The 14222-nt window shown below is 63.8% G+C and carries 10 protein-coding genes; 3 read left to right on the top strand and 7 right to left on the bottom strand.

Going from position 1 to position 14222, the window contains the following annotated elements:
• Positions 1 to 71: 71 nt before the first annotated feature.
• The 6 genes from typA to rimP form a co-directional block, all read right to left on the bottom strand.
• Positions 72 to 1895 (bottom strand): translational GTPase TypA, encoded by a 1824-nt coding sequence (gene typA / locus DES44_RS07765; protein WP_058935488.1) that lies wholly within the window; start codon positions 1893 to 1895, stop codon positions 72 to 74.
• A gap of 80 nt (positions 1896 to 1975) precedes the next feature.
• Positions 1976 to 2929: a tRNA pseudouridine(55) synthase TruB gene (truB, locus tag DES44_RS07760; RefSeq protein WP_058935489.1), complete on the bottom strand. Its 954-nt coding sequence runs from the start codon at positions 2927 to 2929 to the stop codon at positions 1976 to 1978.
• 55 nt (positions 2930 to 2984) lie between these two features.
• Positions 2985 to 3365: a 30S ribosome-binding factor RbfA gene (gene rbfA / locus DES44_RS07755; RefSeq protein WP_058935490.1), complete on the bottom strand. Its 381-nt coding sequence runs from the start codon at positions 3363 to 3365 to the stop codon at positions 2985 to 2987.
• Positions 3366 to 3463: 98 nt separating this feature from the next.
• Positions 3464 to 6451 carry a translation initiation factor IF-2 gene (infB, locus tag DES44_RS07750; protein WP_058935491.1) on the bottom strand — a complete coding sequence of 996 codons (2988 nt, stop codon included), beginning with the start codon at positions 6449 to 6451 and terminating at the stop codon, positions 3464 to 3466.
• A 53-nt stretch (positions 6452 to 6504) separates the two neighbouring features.
• Entirely contained in the window at positions 6505 to 7983 is a 1479-nt protein-coding gene (gene nusA, locus DES44_RS07745) for a transcription termination factor NusA (protein ID WP_058935492.1), read from the bottom strand.
• Positions 7980 to 8687 (bottom strand): ribosome maturation factor RimP, encoded by a 708-nt coding sequence (gene rimP, locus DES44_RS07740; protein ID WP_510640541.1) that lies wholly within the window; start codon positions 8685 to 8687, stop codon positions 7980 to 7982. Before rimP ends, nusA begins: the two co-directional genes overlap by 4 nt.
• 449 nt (positions 8688 to 9136) lie before the next feature.
• Between rimP and fabI the strand changes: the two genes are divergently transcribed.
• Complete coding sequence (gene fabI, locus DES44_RS07735) at positions 9137 to 9919, top strand: enoyl-ACP reductase FabI (RefSeq protein ID WP_058935493.1); 783 nt, start codon at positions 9137 to 9139, stop codon at positions 9917 to 9919.
• A gap of 108 nt (positions 9920 to 10027) precedes the next feature.
• On the opposite strand, the gene DES44_RS07730 is transcribed toward fabI, so the two are convergent.
• Positions 10028 to 12292, bottom strand: a complete 2265-nt coding sequence (locus tag DES44_RS07730; RefSeq protein WP_058935494.1) for an arginine/lysine/ornithine decarboxylase — start codon at positions 12290 to 12292, stop codon at positions 10028 to 10030.
• A gap of 334 nt (positions 12293 to 12626) precedes the next feature.
• Here DES44_RS07730 and DES44_RS07725 point away from each other — a divergent pair, with 334 nt between their 5' ends.
• Together DES44_RS07725 and DES44_RS07720 are read left to right on the top strand one after the other, a co-directional pair.
• Positions 12627 to 13058, top strand: coding sequence for an NfeD family protein (locus DES44_RS07725; protein ID WP_058935495.1), 432 nt, complete (start codon positions 12627 to 12629; stop codon positions 13056 to 13058).
• A 222-nt stretch (positions 13059 to 13280) separates the two neighbouring features.
• Positions 13281 to 14198, top strand: coding sequence for an SPFH domain-containing protein (locus DES44_RS07720; protein ID WP_058935496.1), 918 nt, complete (start codon positions 13281 to 13283; stop codon positions 14196 to 14198).
• Positions 14199 to 14222 lie beyond the last annotated feature (24 nt).

The raw sequence follows: 14222 nt of genomic DNA, 5'->3' as shown, positions 1-14222 counted from the left end.
TCTTTGTGGGGCCGGGCACGCATTCCGTGCGGGCGGTAACGCCCAGCGGAAGCGGCCCTTCAGGCTGATGCTCAGCTGCGCTGTGCGCGCTTGCGCTCGTTTTCCGTCAGGAAACGCTTGCGCAGGCGGATCGACTTGGGGGTGATCTCCACCAGCTCGTCGTCCTCGATGAACTCCACGCCGTATTCCAGCGTCAGCTCGATCGGGGGCGTGATCTTGATGGCGTCTTCCTTGCCGCTGACACGGAAGTTGGTCAGCTGCTTGGTACGCGTGGCGTTCACCACCAGGTCGTTGTCGCGGCTGTGGATGCCAACGATCATGCCTTCATACACCGGGTCGTTCGGCTTGACGAACATGCGGCCGCGGTCGTCCAGCTTGCCCAGGGCGTAGGTGAAGATTTCACCGGCGTCCATCGAGATCAGCACGCCGTTCTTGCGACCGGCGATGTCACCCTTGTGCGGCTCGTAGCCGTCAAAGATGTTGGAGATCAGGCCGGAACCGCGGGTCAGGTTCAGGAACTCGTTGCTGAAACCGATCAGGCCACGGGCCGGAATGCGGTATTCCAGGCGGACACGGCCACGGCCGTCCGGTTCCATGTTGACCAGCTCGCCCTTGCGCTCGCCCAGGGCCTGCATCACGCCGCCCTGATGGCCTTCTTCCACGTCGGCGGTCACCAGCTCGATCGGCTCGTGACGCACGCCGTCGATGTCCTGGAACACCACGCGCGGCTTGGACACAGCCAGCTCGTAGCCTTCGCGGCGCATGTTTTCCAGCAGGATGGTCAGGTGCAGTTCACCGCGGCCCGACACCTCGAAGATGCCGTCTTCCTCGGTTTCCTTCACGCGCAGGGCGACGTTGTGCTGCAGTTCCTTCTGCAGACGGTCCCAGATCTGGCGGCTGGTGACGAACTTGCCTTCACGGCCGGCCAGCGGCGAGGTGTTGACGCAGAAGTTCATCGTCAGCGTCGGCTCGTCCACCTTCAGCATCGGCAGCGGGGCCGGGTTGGTGGGGCTGGTCACCGTCACGCCGATGCCGATCTCGTCGATACCGTTGATCAGCACGATGTCGCCGGGGCCGGCTTCATTGGTCTGCATGCGGTCCAGACCCTGGAAGGTCAGCACCTGGTTGATGCGACCCTTGATGGCCTTGCCGTCCGGACCTTCCATCACCAGCACGTCCATGGACGGCTTGAGGGTGCCCTGGCTGATACGGCCCACGCCGATGCGGCCCACGAAGGTGGAGAAGTCCAACGCGGAGATCTGCAGCTGCAGCGGAGCGCTCGGGTCGCCGCTTTGCGACGGCACGTGCTTGAGGATGGTGTCGAACAGGGCGGACATGTCCTCGCCCCACTTCTCACCGGGCGCGCCCTCTTCCAGCGACGACCAGCCGTTGATGCCCGAGGCATACACGACCGGGAAGTCCAGCTGCTCGTCATTGGCACCCAGCTTGTCGAACAGGTCGAAAGCGGCGTTGATCACGGCGTCGGGCTTGGCACCGGGCTTGTCAACCTTGTTCACCACCACGATCGGCTTCAGGCCCAGGGCCAGCGCCTTCTTGGTGACGAAACGGGTCTGCGGCATCGGGCCTTCCTGGGCGTCGATCAGCAGCACCACACCGTCCACCATGGACAGGGCGCGTTCCACTTCGCCGCCGAAGTCCGCGTGTCCCGGGGTGTCCACGATGTTGATGTGGGTGCCCTTCCAGCTGACGGCGCAGTTCTTGGCCAGGATGGTGATGCCACGTTCACGTTCGATGGCGTTGTTGTCCATCACCGTGTCGACGACCTTCTCGTGCTCGGCGAAGGTGCCGCTCTGGCGAAGGAGCTGGTCCACCATGGTGGTCTTGCCATGGTCGACGTGGGCGATGATGGCGATGTTGCGGATTTGCTTGCTCATGGTGAGGCTTTCGCTTTCGGGCTTTCTTCGGAGACTCTGAAGTTCTTGGGAATCGGTGAATCGGTGTTGCGCCTGTTGGCTCAGCCTGCCGCCTGCATGAGCATGGAGGCAATCTCGGCGGGGCTCAGCAACCGGTCGGCGATCAGCTCGCCCCCGGTGATGTGCCCGCTGCCCAGGAAGGCGCGCGGCATCTGGCCGTAGACCCGCACTTGCGGGGCATCGGCCAGCGCCACACGGCGGCGCATGCCGGAGAGGAAGCGGCCAGCCTCCTCGTTGCTCAAAACCACCTCGGGCCATTCGCCCAGCAGGCTGTCGGGGGCGGTCAGCTGGGCTAGGCGAGCGGTGTCGTCCATGGCTTCCAGTTGCTCCAGCGTGACGGCCTGATCGACCCGGACCGGGCCGCTGCCGGTGCGCCGCAGCGCCGCCAGATGCGCCCCGCAGCCGAGCCGCTCGCCGATGTCCTCGGCCAGGGTGCGGATGTAGGTGCCTTTGGTGCAGCGCACGTCGATGACCAGCAGCGAGGCCTCAGGCTGCCACTGGACGATGTCGAGCGCGTGAATCGTGATCAGGCGGGGCTGCCGCTCGACCGTGATGCCTTCGCGCGCCAGCTCGTACAGGGCGCGGCCCTGGTGCTTGAGCGCGGAATACATCGGGGGCAACTGCGAGATCGGGCCCTTGAAGGCCTCGCAGGCCGACTGGATCTGCTCGGGCGTCACGTCCACCGGGCGCTGCTGGAGGATCTCGCCTTCGCCGTCGCCGGTGGTGGTGGTGATGCCCAGCTGCAGCGTGGCGCGGTAGCCCTTGTCGGCCTCCAGGCTGACCTGGCTGAACTTGGTGGCCGCACCAAAAGTGAGCGGCAACAGGCCGGTGGCCAGCGGGTCCAGGGTCCCGGTATGGCCGGCCTTCTCCGCCCGCATCAGGCGCTTGACCTTCTGCAATGCGTCATTGCTGGACAGGCCCAGCGGCTTGTCCAGCATGAGCACGCCGTGCACGGCGCGCTTTTCGATCTTGGGGCGGGGAACGACGGCGTTCATGATGACTGCACAGCAGCCCACACGGGCTGCGCTTGAAACGGGAGCGGGTGGACGGTCAGTCTTCCTTGGACTCATCGTCCAGCGCGCGGCTGGCATTGGCCTTGGAAATCAGGGCGCTCATCTCGGCTGCACGCTCGGTGGTGCGGTCGAAATGGAAATGCAGGCTGGGCACGGTGTGGATCTGCAGCCGCTTGAAGAGGCCGTTGCGCAGGAAACCGGCGGCTTCATTCAGCGCTTCCTGGGTTTCATCCGGGTTGCCCACCAGCAGGGAAAAATAGACCTTCGCATGGGCGTAGTCCGGCGTCACCTCGACGGCGCTCACCGTGACCATGCCAATGCGCGGATCCTTCAGATCACGGATCAGCTCGGCCAGATCGCGCTGGATCTGGTCCGCCACGCGCAGACCGCGGTTAGGAATCGATCGCTTATGACGCATATCCGACCTTCTTCATCCAAAACACTAAAACAGCTCTTCATTAAACGCAAACCCCGCCTGTAGGCCAGGCGGGGTGTGCGAGGCGCGCCAGGGGTCGCTTACAGCGTGCGGGCGACTTCCTTGATCTCGAAGAACTCCAGCTGATCACCTTCGTTGATGTCGTTGTAGTTCTTGAGCTTGATACCGCACTCGAAGCCTTCGCGGACTTCCTTGACGTCGTCCTTGAGGCGCTTGAGCGACTCGACTTCGCCGGTGTAGACCACCACGTTGTCGCGCAGCAGACGGAAGCGCGAGCTGCGGGTGACATGACCACTGGTGATCATGCAACCAGCCACCGTGCCGATCTTCGAAGCCACGAACACGGTACGGATCTCGGCCATGCCGATGATCTCTTCGCGCTGCTCCGGCGCCAGCATGCCAGCCATCGCGGCCTTCACCTCATCCACGGCGTCGTAAATGATGTTGTAGTACCGCAGATCGACATCGTTGTGCTCGGCCAGCTTGCGCGCACCGGCATCGGCACGCACGTTGAAGCCGATCACCACCGCCTTGGAGGCAATGCCCAGGTTGACGTCGGACTCGCTGATGCCGCCCACCGCCGCGTGCACGATCTGCACCTTGACCTCATCGGTCGAGAGCTTGAGCAGCGAAGCGGCCAGCGCTTCCTGCGAACCCTGCACGTCGGCCTTGATGATCAGCGGCAGCGTCTGCACGTCGCCGGCGGTCATGTCGGAGAACATGTTCTCCAGCTTGGCAGCCTGCTGGCGAGCCAGCTTGACGTCACGGTACTTGCCAGCGCGGAAGGTGGCGATTTCACGGGCCCGGCGTTCGTCGGACAGCACCATGAATTCATCACCGGCTTGCGGCACTTCGGTCAGGCCCTGGATTTCCACCGGAATGGAAGGACCTGCCTCGTTGGCCGGCTTGCCGTCTTCGTCCAGCATGGCACGCACGCGGCCATAGGTGGAACCGGCCAGCACGACATCGCCGCGCTTGAGGGTACCGGTCTGCACCAGCACCGTGGCCACCGGGCCGCGGCCCTTGTCCAGCTTGGCTTCGATGACCAGACCCTTGGCCAGGGAATCCTTGGCGGCCTTGAGTTCCAGCACTTCGGCCTGCAGCAGCACCTGCTCCAGCAGATCGTCGATGCCCTGGCCGGTCTTGGCCGACACCGGGACGAACGGCGAATCACCACCGAACTCTTCCGGCACGACCTCTTCCGCCACCAGCTCGCTCTTCACGCGCTCGGGGTTGGCATCGGGCTTGTCGATCTTGTTCATCGCCACGACGATGGGCACGCCCGCCGCCTTGGCATGGTGGATGGCTTCCTTGGTCTGCGGCATGACGCCGTCGTCCGCAGCCACCACCAGGATGACGATGTCAGTGGCCTTGGCACCGCGGGCACGCATGGCCGTGAAGGCCTCGTGACCCGGGGTGTCCAGGAAGGTGATCATGCCGCGCGGCGTATCGACGTGATAAGCGCCGATGTGCTGCGTGATGCCGCCTGCTTCGCCAGCGGCCACACGGGCGCGGCGGATGCTGTCCAGCAGCGAGGTCTTGCCGTGGTCCACGTGACCCATGACGGTGACGACCGGCGCACGGGGCAGCAGCTCGTGCTCGGCCTCGGCGGCGGCGCCCTCTTCTTCCAGGAAGGCGTCGGGATCGTCCAGCTTGGCCGCGAAGGCCTTGTGGCCCATTTCCTCGACCAGGATCATGGCGGTTTCCTGATCCAGCTGCTGGTTGATGGTGACCATCTGACCCAGCTTCATCAGGTGCTTGATGACCTCGGAAGCCTTCACCGACATCTTGTGGGCCAGATCGGCCACCGAGATGGTTTCGGGGACATGGACTTCCTGGACCACCGGTTCGGTCGGCGCCACGAAGTTGGACGGCATGCCGCGGTCGTTGCGATCGCCACGACGGCCGGCACCGGCGCCCTTGGGCGCACGCCAGCCGGCCGGACGGGCAGCACCCGCACCGGCAGGCGCGTCGCTGCGGCCCTTGGCCGCGCCGCCGCGCTTCTTGGCGTCATCGGCCCAGCTGGACGACAGCTTCTCGGACTTGACCGATTTCTTGTCGCCCGGCTTGGCGCCAGCCCCGGCGGCTGCCGTGGTGCCCCCAGCACCCGGTGCGCCGGCCGGCTTCTTGTGAATGGTTCCCTTGATGCCGGCGGCAGCAGCTGCGGCTTCCGGCTTGGGCTCTTCCTTCTTCGCCACCAGCACCTTCTTGGGTGCATTCATCATGGCGCGAATGGCGGCCGCTTCGGCCTCGGCAGCCTTGCGGCGGCGCTCCAGTTCGGCCTGACGGGCCTTTTCGTCGGCGCCATTGTCGGCGGCCTTGACGACTCGCAGGACCGGCTTGGCCACCACTGGTTCCACAGGGGCAGGCGCAGGCGCGGGAGCAGCCGCAACAGGTTTTTCGACGACCTTGTCGGCCGTTTTTTCCAAAGACTTCTCCACAGGCTTTTCGTTGGTCTTGGCGACAGACTTGGCCTGAGCGGCCTTGGTCTTCGCTTCCTCGGCGCGACGCGCCTCTTCTTCAGCAGCGGCCTTGGCCGCAGCTTCGGCAGCAGCACGCGCCTCGGCCTCACGGGCCAGACGCTCTTCCTCGCGGCGCTTTTCTTCCGCTTCGCGGGCAGCCCGCTCGGCTTCTTCGCGCTCGCGCATCTTGCGGGCCAGTTCCTCTTCCTGCTGACGCAGGGATTCGGCCTGGGCCTGGGCTTCTTCTTCGCGACGCTTGAGTTCAGCCTCTTCCGCCGCAGCGGCCGTGGCTTCGTCCATGTTGTCGTCACGCTTGACGAAGACGCGCTTCTTGCGCACTTCCACCTGGATGGTGCGGGCCTTGCCGGAGGCATCGGCCTGCTTGATCTCGCTGGTGGACTTGCGGGTCAGGGTGATCTTCTTGCGCTCGGCGCCGCCGGTGCCATGCGCAGTGCGCAGGTGCTCCAGCAGACGTTCCTTGTCGCTTTCGTTGAGGGTGTCCTCGGTGGACGCCTTCTTGACGCCCGCAGCTTGAAGCTGCTCCAGCAGTGTGGTCGCAGGCCTGTTCAGCTCTGCGGCCAACTGGGCGACGGTGGTCACGGCCATTGTTGAATCCTTAAATCTTGTGTGGGCGGAGCGGTCTGGTGCGGCGCAGGGTGTTATGCGTTGAACCAGTGCTCGCGCGCCTTCATGATCAAAGCGCGTGCCGCTGCCTCGTCGAGGGAGGAAATTTCAACCAGCTCGTCCACGGCCAGATCGGCCAGGTCGTCGCGGGTGTGGATGTCGCCGGCAGCCAGCTTGGCCAGCAGCTCGGGGGTGATGCCGTCGAGGTCGCGCAGGTCTTGCGAGACTTCATCGACCTTCTCTTCGCGGGCGATTTCCATCGTGAGCAGCGCATCCTTTGCACGGGTGCGCAGTTCGTTGACGGTGTCCTCGTCGAAGGCTTCGATCTCCAGCATTTCCTGCATGGGGACGTAGGCGACTTCTTCGAGGCTGGCAAAGCCCTCGGCGATCAGGATGTCGGCGACTTCTTCGTCCACATCCAGTTTTTCCACGAACAGGCGACGGACCGACTCGGATTCCTCGGCCTGCTTGGCGGCCGATTCCTCGGCCGTCATGATGTTGATCTTCCAGCCGGTCAGCTCGGAGGCCAGACGCACGTTCTGGCCGCCGCGACCGATGGCGATGGCGAGGTTTTCCTCGTCCACCACCACGTCCATGGCGTGACGCTCTTCATCGACCACGATCGACTGCACATTCGCCGGCGCCAGCGCGCCGATGACGAACTGCGCCGGGTCTTCCGACCACAGCACGATGTCCACACGCTCACCGGCCAGCTCGTTGGTCACGCCGTTGACGCGCGAGCCGCGCACACCGACGCAGGTGCCGATCGGATCCACGCGCTTGTCGTGCGAGACCACCGCGATCTTGGCGCGGCTGCCGGCGTCACGGGCGCAGCTCTTGATCTCCAGCAGGCCTTGCTCGATTTCCGGCACTTCCTGGGCGAACAGTTCCTTCATGAACTCGGGCGCAGAGCGCGAGAGCATGATCTGCGGGCCGCGCTGGGTCGGGTCCACGCCCAGGATGACGGCGCGGACGCGGTCACCGGTGCGCAGGTTTTCCTTGGGGATCATTTCGCCGCGCTTGAGGCGGCCTTCGACCCGGCCGGACTCGGCAATGATGTCGCCCTTGTCCAGGCGCTTGACGGTGCCAACGAAGATCTTTTCGCCACGCGACATGAAGTCGTTCAGCAGTTGCTCGCGCTCGGCGTCGCGGATCTTCTGCAGGATGACCTGCTTGGCGGCCTGTGCACCGATACGGCCGATGGGCACGGACTCCACGCCTTCCTCGATGTGGTCGTCCACCTCGATGTCAGCGATCTGTTCCTGGGCTTCGAACAGCAGGATCTCGGCGTCGGCATTTTGCAGACCGGCCTCGTTGGGCACGACGTGCCAGCGGCGGAAGGTCTCGTATTCGCCGGTGTCGCGGTCAATGGCCACACGGATGTCGACCTCGCCGCCATACAACTTCTTGGTGGCCGAAGCCAGTGCCGCTTCCACAGCACCAAACACCACATCGCGCTCCACGCTCTTTTCGCGCGAGATGGCATCCACCAGCATCAACAGTTCGCGGTTCATTGATCGAGACCTCCGTCAACCTTGTCATCCGTTTGCCGGGTCTTGGCATTGCTCTTCTTCTTCGTCGCCTTCGCAGCCTTCGAAGCCTGGGGCGCCAAACCCGTCTTTTCCAACTTTGCCGCCGAAGGGCCCGCGCCCGACGGGGTCTTGCCACCCGGCTTGGCTGCCGGACGACCCTTGAAACTGATCTGCGGGACCAGCTTGGCCGAGCGCACCTCGTCCAGGCTGAAGTCCAGGGCCTGCTCCTGCTTGCCGTCGCTGAAGATCACGCGCCAGTCAGCGCGCGGGGCAGCGAAATCGGGGGCGGCGTCATCCGGGGTGGTCAGCACACCGCGGTACTTCTTGCGGCCCTGGAAGGCTTCACGCAGGGTGACTTCCACTTCCATGCCGGTGAAGCGGGCGTAATCGATGGGGTGATTCAGCGGGCGGTCCATGCCGGGCGTGGACACCTCCAGCCGCTGGTAATCGCACTCTTCCACTTCCAGCACGTAGCGCAACTGGCGCGTCACGCGCTCGCAGTCTTCCACGTTGACGGGGGTCTCAGGCTCCTGCCAGACCACAACACCGTCTTCGCCGGGCTGCTGCACAAGGGGTTTGTCGATGTAGACGCGTAGCAAGCCTCCGGCGCTGCGTTCGCAGCCCACCACCTCGTAACCCAATCCGGTCACGGTTTTCTCTACAACGGCTTGCCAGCTCAAACTCATCGACGACTAATCTTCCTTGTGTAACTCTTGCGAGTCAAAAACCAATGTTTTGGAGCGACGCACCAGCGACACAACAATGCACAAGCAAAAAAAATGGGCTGGATGAATCCGCCCACTCCATACGCTTTCGCGTCGTCTCGTGCAATGTCGCGCTCACTACGCGTCCACCTTATGAGCCGATCGGGTCAGGCACTGCCTGGCTTGTGAGCCACGCACCAACCCTTGACCAACCCTTGATCGACCCTTGATCAAGCTCCACAGCAGTCTTCCGTAACAGTGTTATGCGCTAGCGCACTTCAACTACGCATCTCAACTGTCATCCGAACTGCTATCCGGTGAAGCCGCAAGTGTACTATGCAAACACCTCACCGGCAAGGCGCAGGAATCACGAGCGTGCTTGCGTGAGAGAATCCTGGCCTTTCCAGAATCCATGAATACCAGGAGCAGACATGGGATTTCTCGCTGGCAAGCGACTGTTGATCACGGGCGTGCTGTCCAACCGTTCCATCGCCTACGGCATCGCCAAGGCCTGCCATCGCGAAGGGGCTGAACTGGCCTTCAGCTATGTCGGTGAGCGCTTCAAAGACCGCATCACCGAGTTTGCCGCCGAATTCGGCTCCTCGCTGGTCTTCGACTGCGACGTCGGCGACGATGCCCAGATCGACCGCATGTTCGCCCAACTCGGCGAGCACTGGCCGGAATTCGACGGCTTTGTCCACTCCATCGGCTTCGCACCGCGTGAAGCCATTGCGGGCGACTTCCTGGACGGCCTGTCGCGCGAAAACTTCCGCATCGCCCACGACATCTCCGCCTACAGCTTCCCGGCCATGGCCAAGGCGGCCCAGGCCCGCCTGCGTCCGGGCTCTGCCCTGCTGACCCTGTCCTACCTGGGCGCCGAGCGCTTTGTGCCCAACTACAACACCATGGGCCTGGCCAAGGCGTCGCTGGAAGCCAGCGTCCGTTACCTGGCCTACAACCTGGGGGCGAAGAACATCCGCGTCAACGGCATCTCGGCCGGCCCGATCAAAACCCTGGCAGCCTCCGGCATCAAGGATTTCGGCAAGCTGCTGAACCAGTTCGCCGCCACCACCGCCATCCGCCGCAATGTCACCATTGACGACGTGGGCAATACCGCTGCGTTCCTGCTGTCGGACCTGTCCGCTGGCATCAGCTCGGAAATCATCTACGTGGACGGCGGTTTCAGCCACAGCGCGCTGGCAGGCACCGAATAAGCCCTCTACGAAGGCCGAATAGGCCTTTCACGCCCCATGAAAATGGCCTCCGCTCGGGAGGCCATTTCTCTTTGAGGACCGGGGGCTTTCAGCGCCCCCTCTGATCCTTCACTGGTCCACAACGCAGTCCACGTAATACCGCGTGCGGCCCTCGTCGTCCTTTTCGGCGACCAGACCATGCACATCGGTTGCGAAGCCCGGGAAGCGCGCATTGAAGTCACGGGTGAACTTCAGATATTCAACAATCTTCTTGTTGAAGCGCTCACCCGGGATCAGCAGCGGAATGCCCGGTGGGTACGGCGTCAGCAGCGCCGTGGTCACGCGGCCTTCCAGATGGTCGATTTCCACCCGCTCGGTCTTGCGGTGGGCGATATGCGCATACGCATCGCTGGGCTTCATCGCCGGCTCGAGGTCGGACAGGTAGACCTCGGTCGTCAGACGGGCGATGTCGCCGGAGGCATAGGCCTCATGGATGCTCTGGCACAGATCGCGCAGGCCCATGCGCTCATAACGCGGGAAGGCCGCCACGAACTCCGGCAGGATGCGCCAGATCGGGGCATTGCGGTCGTAATCGTCCTTGAACTGCTGCAGCGCGGTCAGCAGCGTGTTCCAGCGGCCCTTGGTAATGCCGATGGTGAACATGATGAAGAACGAGTAGAGCCCGGTCTTCTCCACCACCACGCCATGCTCGGCCAGGAACTTGGTGACGATGCTGGCCGGGATGCCGGTCTTGGCGAACTTGCCGCTCATGTCCAGCCCGGGCGTGATGATGGTGGACTTGATCGGGTCCAGCATGTTGAAGCCCTCTTCGATCGGGCCGAAACCGTGCCACTTCTCGTTGGTCTTCAGCATCCAGTCGGCGGGCTTGCCGACGCCGTCCGTGGCCAGCTTCTCAGGGCCCCAGACCTTGAACCACCAGTCCTTGCCGTAGTCCTTCTCCACCTTGCGCATGGCGCGGCGGAAGTCCAGCGCTTCGGAGATGGACTCCTCCACCAGCGCGGTGCCGCCGGGAGGCTCCATCATCGCCGCGGCCACGTCGCAGCTCGCGATGATCGAGTACTGCGGGCTGGTGGACGTGTGCATCAGATAAGCTTCGTTGAACAGATGCCGGTCCAGCTTCACGTTCTGCGAATCCTGCACCAGCACCTGCGATGCCTGCGAGATGCCGGCCAGCAGCTTGTGAGTCGACTGCGTGGCGTAGACCATGGCGGTCTTGGGACGCGCGCGGTGCTTGCCCATCGCATGGTAGGAGCCGTAGAAGCTGTGGAAGGCCGCATGCGGCAGCCAGGCTTCGTCGAAGTGCAGCGTGTCGATCCAGCCGTCCAGCTTGCTCTTGATGGTCTCGGTGTTGTAGAGCACGCCGTCGTAGGTACTCTGGGTCAGCGTCATGATGCGCGGCTTGACCGTCTTGGGGTCCACGCCGGCCAGCAGCGGATTGCGGGCAATCTTCTTGCGGATGGTCTCCGCCTCGAATTCCTGCTCGGGAATCGGGCCGATGATGCCGTAGTGGTTGCGCGTGGGCGTCATGAAGACCGGCACCGCGCCGGTCATGATGATGCTGTGCAGGATGCTCTTGTGGCAGTTACGGTCCACCACCACCACATCGCCCGGCGCCACCGTGTGGTGCCAGACCATCTTGTTGGAGGTCGAGGTGCCGTTGGTGACGAAGAAGCAGTGGTCGGCATTGAAGATGCGGGCGGCGTTTTTCTCGCTCTCGGCCACCGGACCGGTATGGTCCAGCAACTGGCCCAGCTCTTCCACCGCATTGCACACGTCGGCGCGCAGCATGTTCTCACCGAAGAACTGGTGGAACATCTGGCCGACCGGGCTCTTCAGGAAGGCCACGCCGCCGGAGTGCCCGGGGCAGTGCCAGGAATAGGAGCCGTCCTGCGCATAGTCCATCAGCGCCTTGAAGAAGGGAGGCGCCAGGCCGTCCAGGTAGCTCTTGGCCTCGCGGATGATGTGGCGGGCCACAAATTCCGGGGTGTCCTCGAACATATGGATGAAACCATGCAACTCACGCAGCACATCATTGGGCAGATGCTGGGAGGTGCGGGTCTCACCGTAGACATAGATGGGGATGTCCGCATTCTTGAAGCGGATCTCCTGGATGAACTTGCGCAGGTTCAGCACAGCCGGGTCGAGTTCCGGCCCGGCACTGAATTCCTCGTCGTCGATGGACAGGATGAAGGCGCTGGCCCGGCTCTGCTGCTGAGCGAACTGGCTCAGGTCGCCATAGCTGGTGACGCCCAGCACTTCGAAGCCTTCCTTCTGGATGGCGTCGGCCAGGGCGCGGATGCCCAGACCCGAGGTGTTCTCGGAGCGGTAGTCCTCGTCAATGATGACGATGGGAAAGCGGAAACGCGGCGTCATGGGGCCTCCGGCGAAGCGGGGTCAAACAGGAAAGGCGCGAAGTGTAGGGCCAACCCTCGGTCACGCAAGTGTCGCAGGCCCATTAACCCGAAATCGTGACGCGAACGTCGCGTCAACAGCACGGTTGCGGTTTTCCGGCACACGCGGCCCCCTCCCCGGATCACCCCTAGGGAGGATAGAAACAGGGCCTGTCCGGCAGCCCCCGGGGCGTACACTTTCCTTCAGGTGAGGACGGCCTGCCGCCTCGCCAATGACACGCAGATCTCACGCAGATCTCACGCAGATTTCACGCAGATTTCAATAAAACAGGGATGGCTGACATCCGGAGGCTGACATGGACTGGAGCCTGTCCACCTGGTGGTGGGTGGTGTGCGGAGGATTGATCGCGGCGGAACTGGCCAGCGGCACCACGTTCTATTTGCTGATGCTGGCCCTGGGGGCTGCCACGGCGGCGCTGGCCGCCCATGCCGGGCTGGATTTCAGCCTGCAGATGATCATGGCCGCCGTCGTCGGCGGCGGCGCCGTCACCTGGTGGCACCGTCGCCAGGTGCGCCACCCGCGGGTGCCAGCCCAGGCCAATCCGAATGTGAACCTGGACATTGGCCAGAGCCTGGACGTGCATCACTGGCGTGCCGACGGCACCGCGGAAGTCAAATACCGTGGCGCCGCCTGGCAGGCGCGATTCATCGGCAACGGCTCGCCCAACACCGGGCGGCATGTGATCCGCGCAGTGGAAGGCTCCTGCCTGCTGCTGGAACCGGTCTGAACGCCCTTCCCTCGTCCGCCCTGTTTGCTGACCTTCGCAAACGGGGCGACCAGCGCCCGGATCCTCCAACAGCGTCGCTTCCTTCATGGCGCAGGGTGACCTTCCGAAGGACGGCGCCGCCGCTGCCAGGCGGCGCGCCTCCGTCTCAAGCCACGCTCGTCGTGACTTCCCCCGGGCCCACGGGCCTGTTTTCTCCCGACCTCGCTGAGGAGTTTGCTTTCCATGGAAATCGTTGCACTGGTTCTGCTGGTGGTGGTGGTGGTCTTCATCATCCAGTCGGTCAAGGTGGTCCCCCAGCAAAACGCCTGGGTGGTGGAGCGCCTGGGCCGCTACAACGCCACGCTCACGCCCGGCCTCAACATCCTGGTGCCCTTCGTGGACCGGCTGGCCTACAAGCATTCGCTCAAGGAGATCCCGCTGGACGTGCCCAGCCAGATCTGCATCACCAAGGACAACACCCAGCTGACGGTGGACGGCATCCTGTACTTCCAGGTGACCGACGCCATGCGCGCCAGCTACGGCTCCAGCAACTACATCGTGGCCATCACGCAGCTGGCGCAGACCACGCTGCGCTCGGTCATCGGCCGCATGGAGCTGGACCGCACCTTTGAAGAGCGGGACATCATCAACAGCGCCGTGGTCCAGGCCTTGGACGAAGCCGCCCTCAACTGGGGCGTGAAGGTGCTGCGTTATGAAATCAAAGACCTGACCCCGCCGGCGGAAATCCTGCGCTCGATGCAGGCGCAGATCACGGCCGAGCGCGAAAAGCGTGCGCTGATCGCCGCGTCCGAAGGCCGTCGCCAGGAGCAGATCAACATCGCCACCGGTGAACGCGAGGCCGCGATTGCCCGCTCCGAAGGTGAGAAGCAGGCCGAGATCAACAAGGCGCAGGGTGAGGCCGCTGCCATCACCGCCGTGGCCGAGGCCAGCGCCGACGCCATCCGCAAGATTGCGGCCGCCATCCAGCAGCCGGGCGGTGAAGATGCCGTTCAACTGAAGGTGGCCGAGAAGGCGGTGGAGGCCTTCGCGCAACTGGCTCAGAAGAACAACACCATGATCGTGCCGGGCAACATGAGCGAGGTCTCGGGCCTCATCGGCACGGCGATGGCGCTGTTCAAAAACGGAAAAACGAATTTGTGATGAGAACTTTGTTTTCACTCCGAA

Origin of the sequence: Roseateles depolymerans, assembly GCF_003387155.1 — a bacterium.
In the GTDB taxonomy this organism is placed as follows: Bacteria; Pseudomonadota; Gammaproteobacteria; order Burkholderiales; family Burkholderiaceae_C; genus Roseateles; species Roseateles depolymerans.
Note: the sequence above shows the minus strand (reverse complement) of the source record. Positions and strands in the feature narration are given on the sequence as shown.

What these genes read in the sequence shown, in the direction of transcription:
- typA (WP_058935488.1), bottom strand. Translation starts at nt 1,895, where the DNA reads ATGAGCAAGCAAATCCGCAACATCGCCATCATCGCCCACGTCGACCAT.
- infB (WP_058935491.1), bottom strand. Translation starts at nt 6,451, where the DNA reads ATGGCCGTGACCACCGTCGCCCAGTTGGCCGCAGAGCTGAACAGGCCT.
- rimP (WP_510640541.1), bottom strand. Translation starts at nt 8,687, where the DNA reads ATGAGTTTGAGCTGGCAAGCCGTTGTAGAGAAAACCGTGACCGGATTG.
- truB (WP_058935489.1), bottom strand. Translation starts at nt 2,929, where the DNA reads ATGAACGCCGTCGTTCCCCGCCCCAAGATCGAAAAGCGCGCCGTGCAC.
- fabI (WP_058935493.1), top strand. Translation starts at nt 9,137, where the DNA reads ATGGGATTTCTCGCTGGCAAGCGACTGTTGATCACGGGCGTGCTGTCC.
- rbfA (WP_058935490.1), bottom strand. Translation starts at nt 3,365, where the DNA reads ATGCGTCATAAGCGATCGATTCCTAACCGCGGTCTGCGCGTGGCGGAC.
- DES44_RS07730 (WP_058935494.1), bottom strand. Translation starts at nt 12,292, where the DNA reads ATGACGCCGCGTTTCCGCTTTCCCATCGTCATCATTGACGAGGACTAC.
- DES44_RS07720 (WP_058935496.1), top strand. Translation starts at nt 13,281, where the DNA reads ATGGAAATCGTTGCACTGGTTCTGCTGGTGGTGGTGGTGGTCTTCATC.
- DES44_RS07725 (WP_058935495.1), top strand. Translation starts at nt 12,627, where the DNA reads ATGGACTGGAGCCTGTCCACCTGGTGGTGGGTGGTGTGCGGAGGATTG.
- nusA (WP_058935492.1), bottom strand. Translation starts at nt 7,983, where the DNA reads ATGAACCGCGAACTGTTGATGCTGGTGGATGCCATCTCGCGCGAAAAG.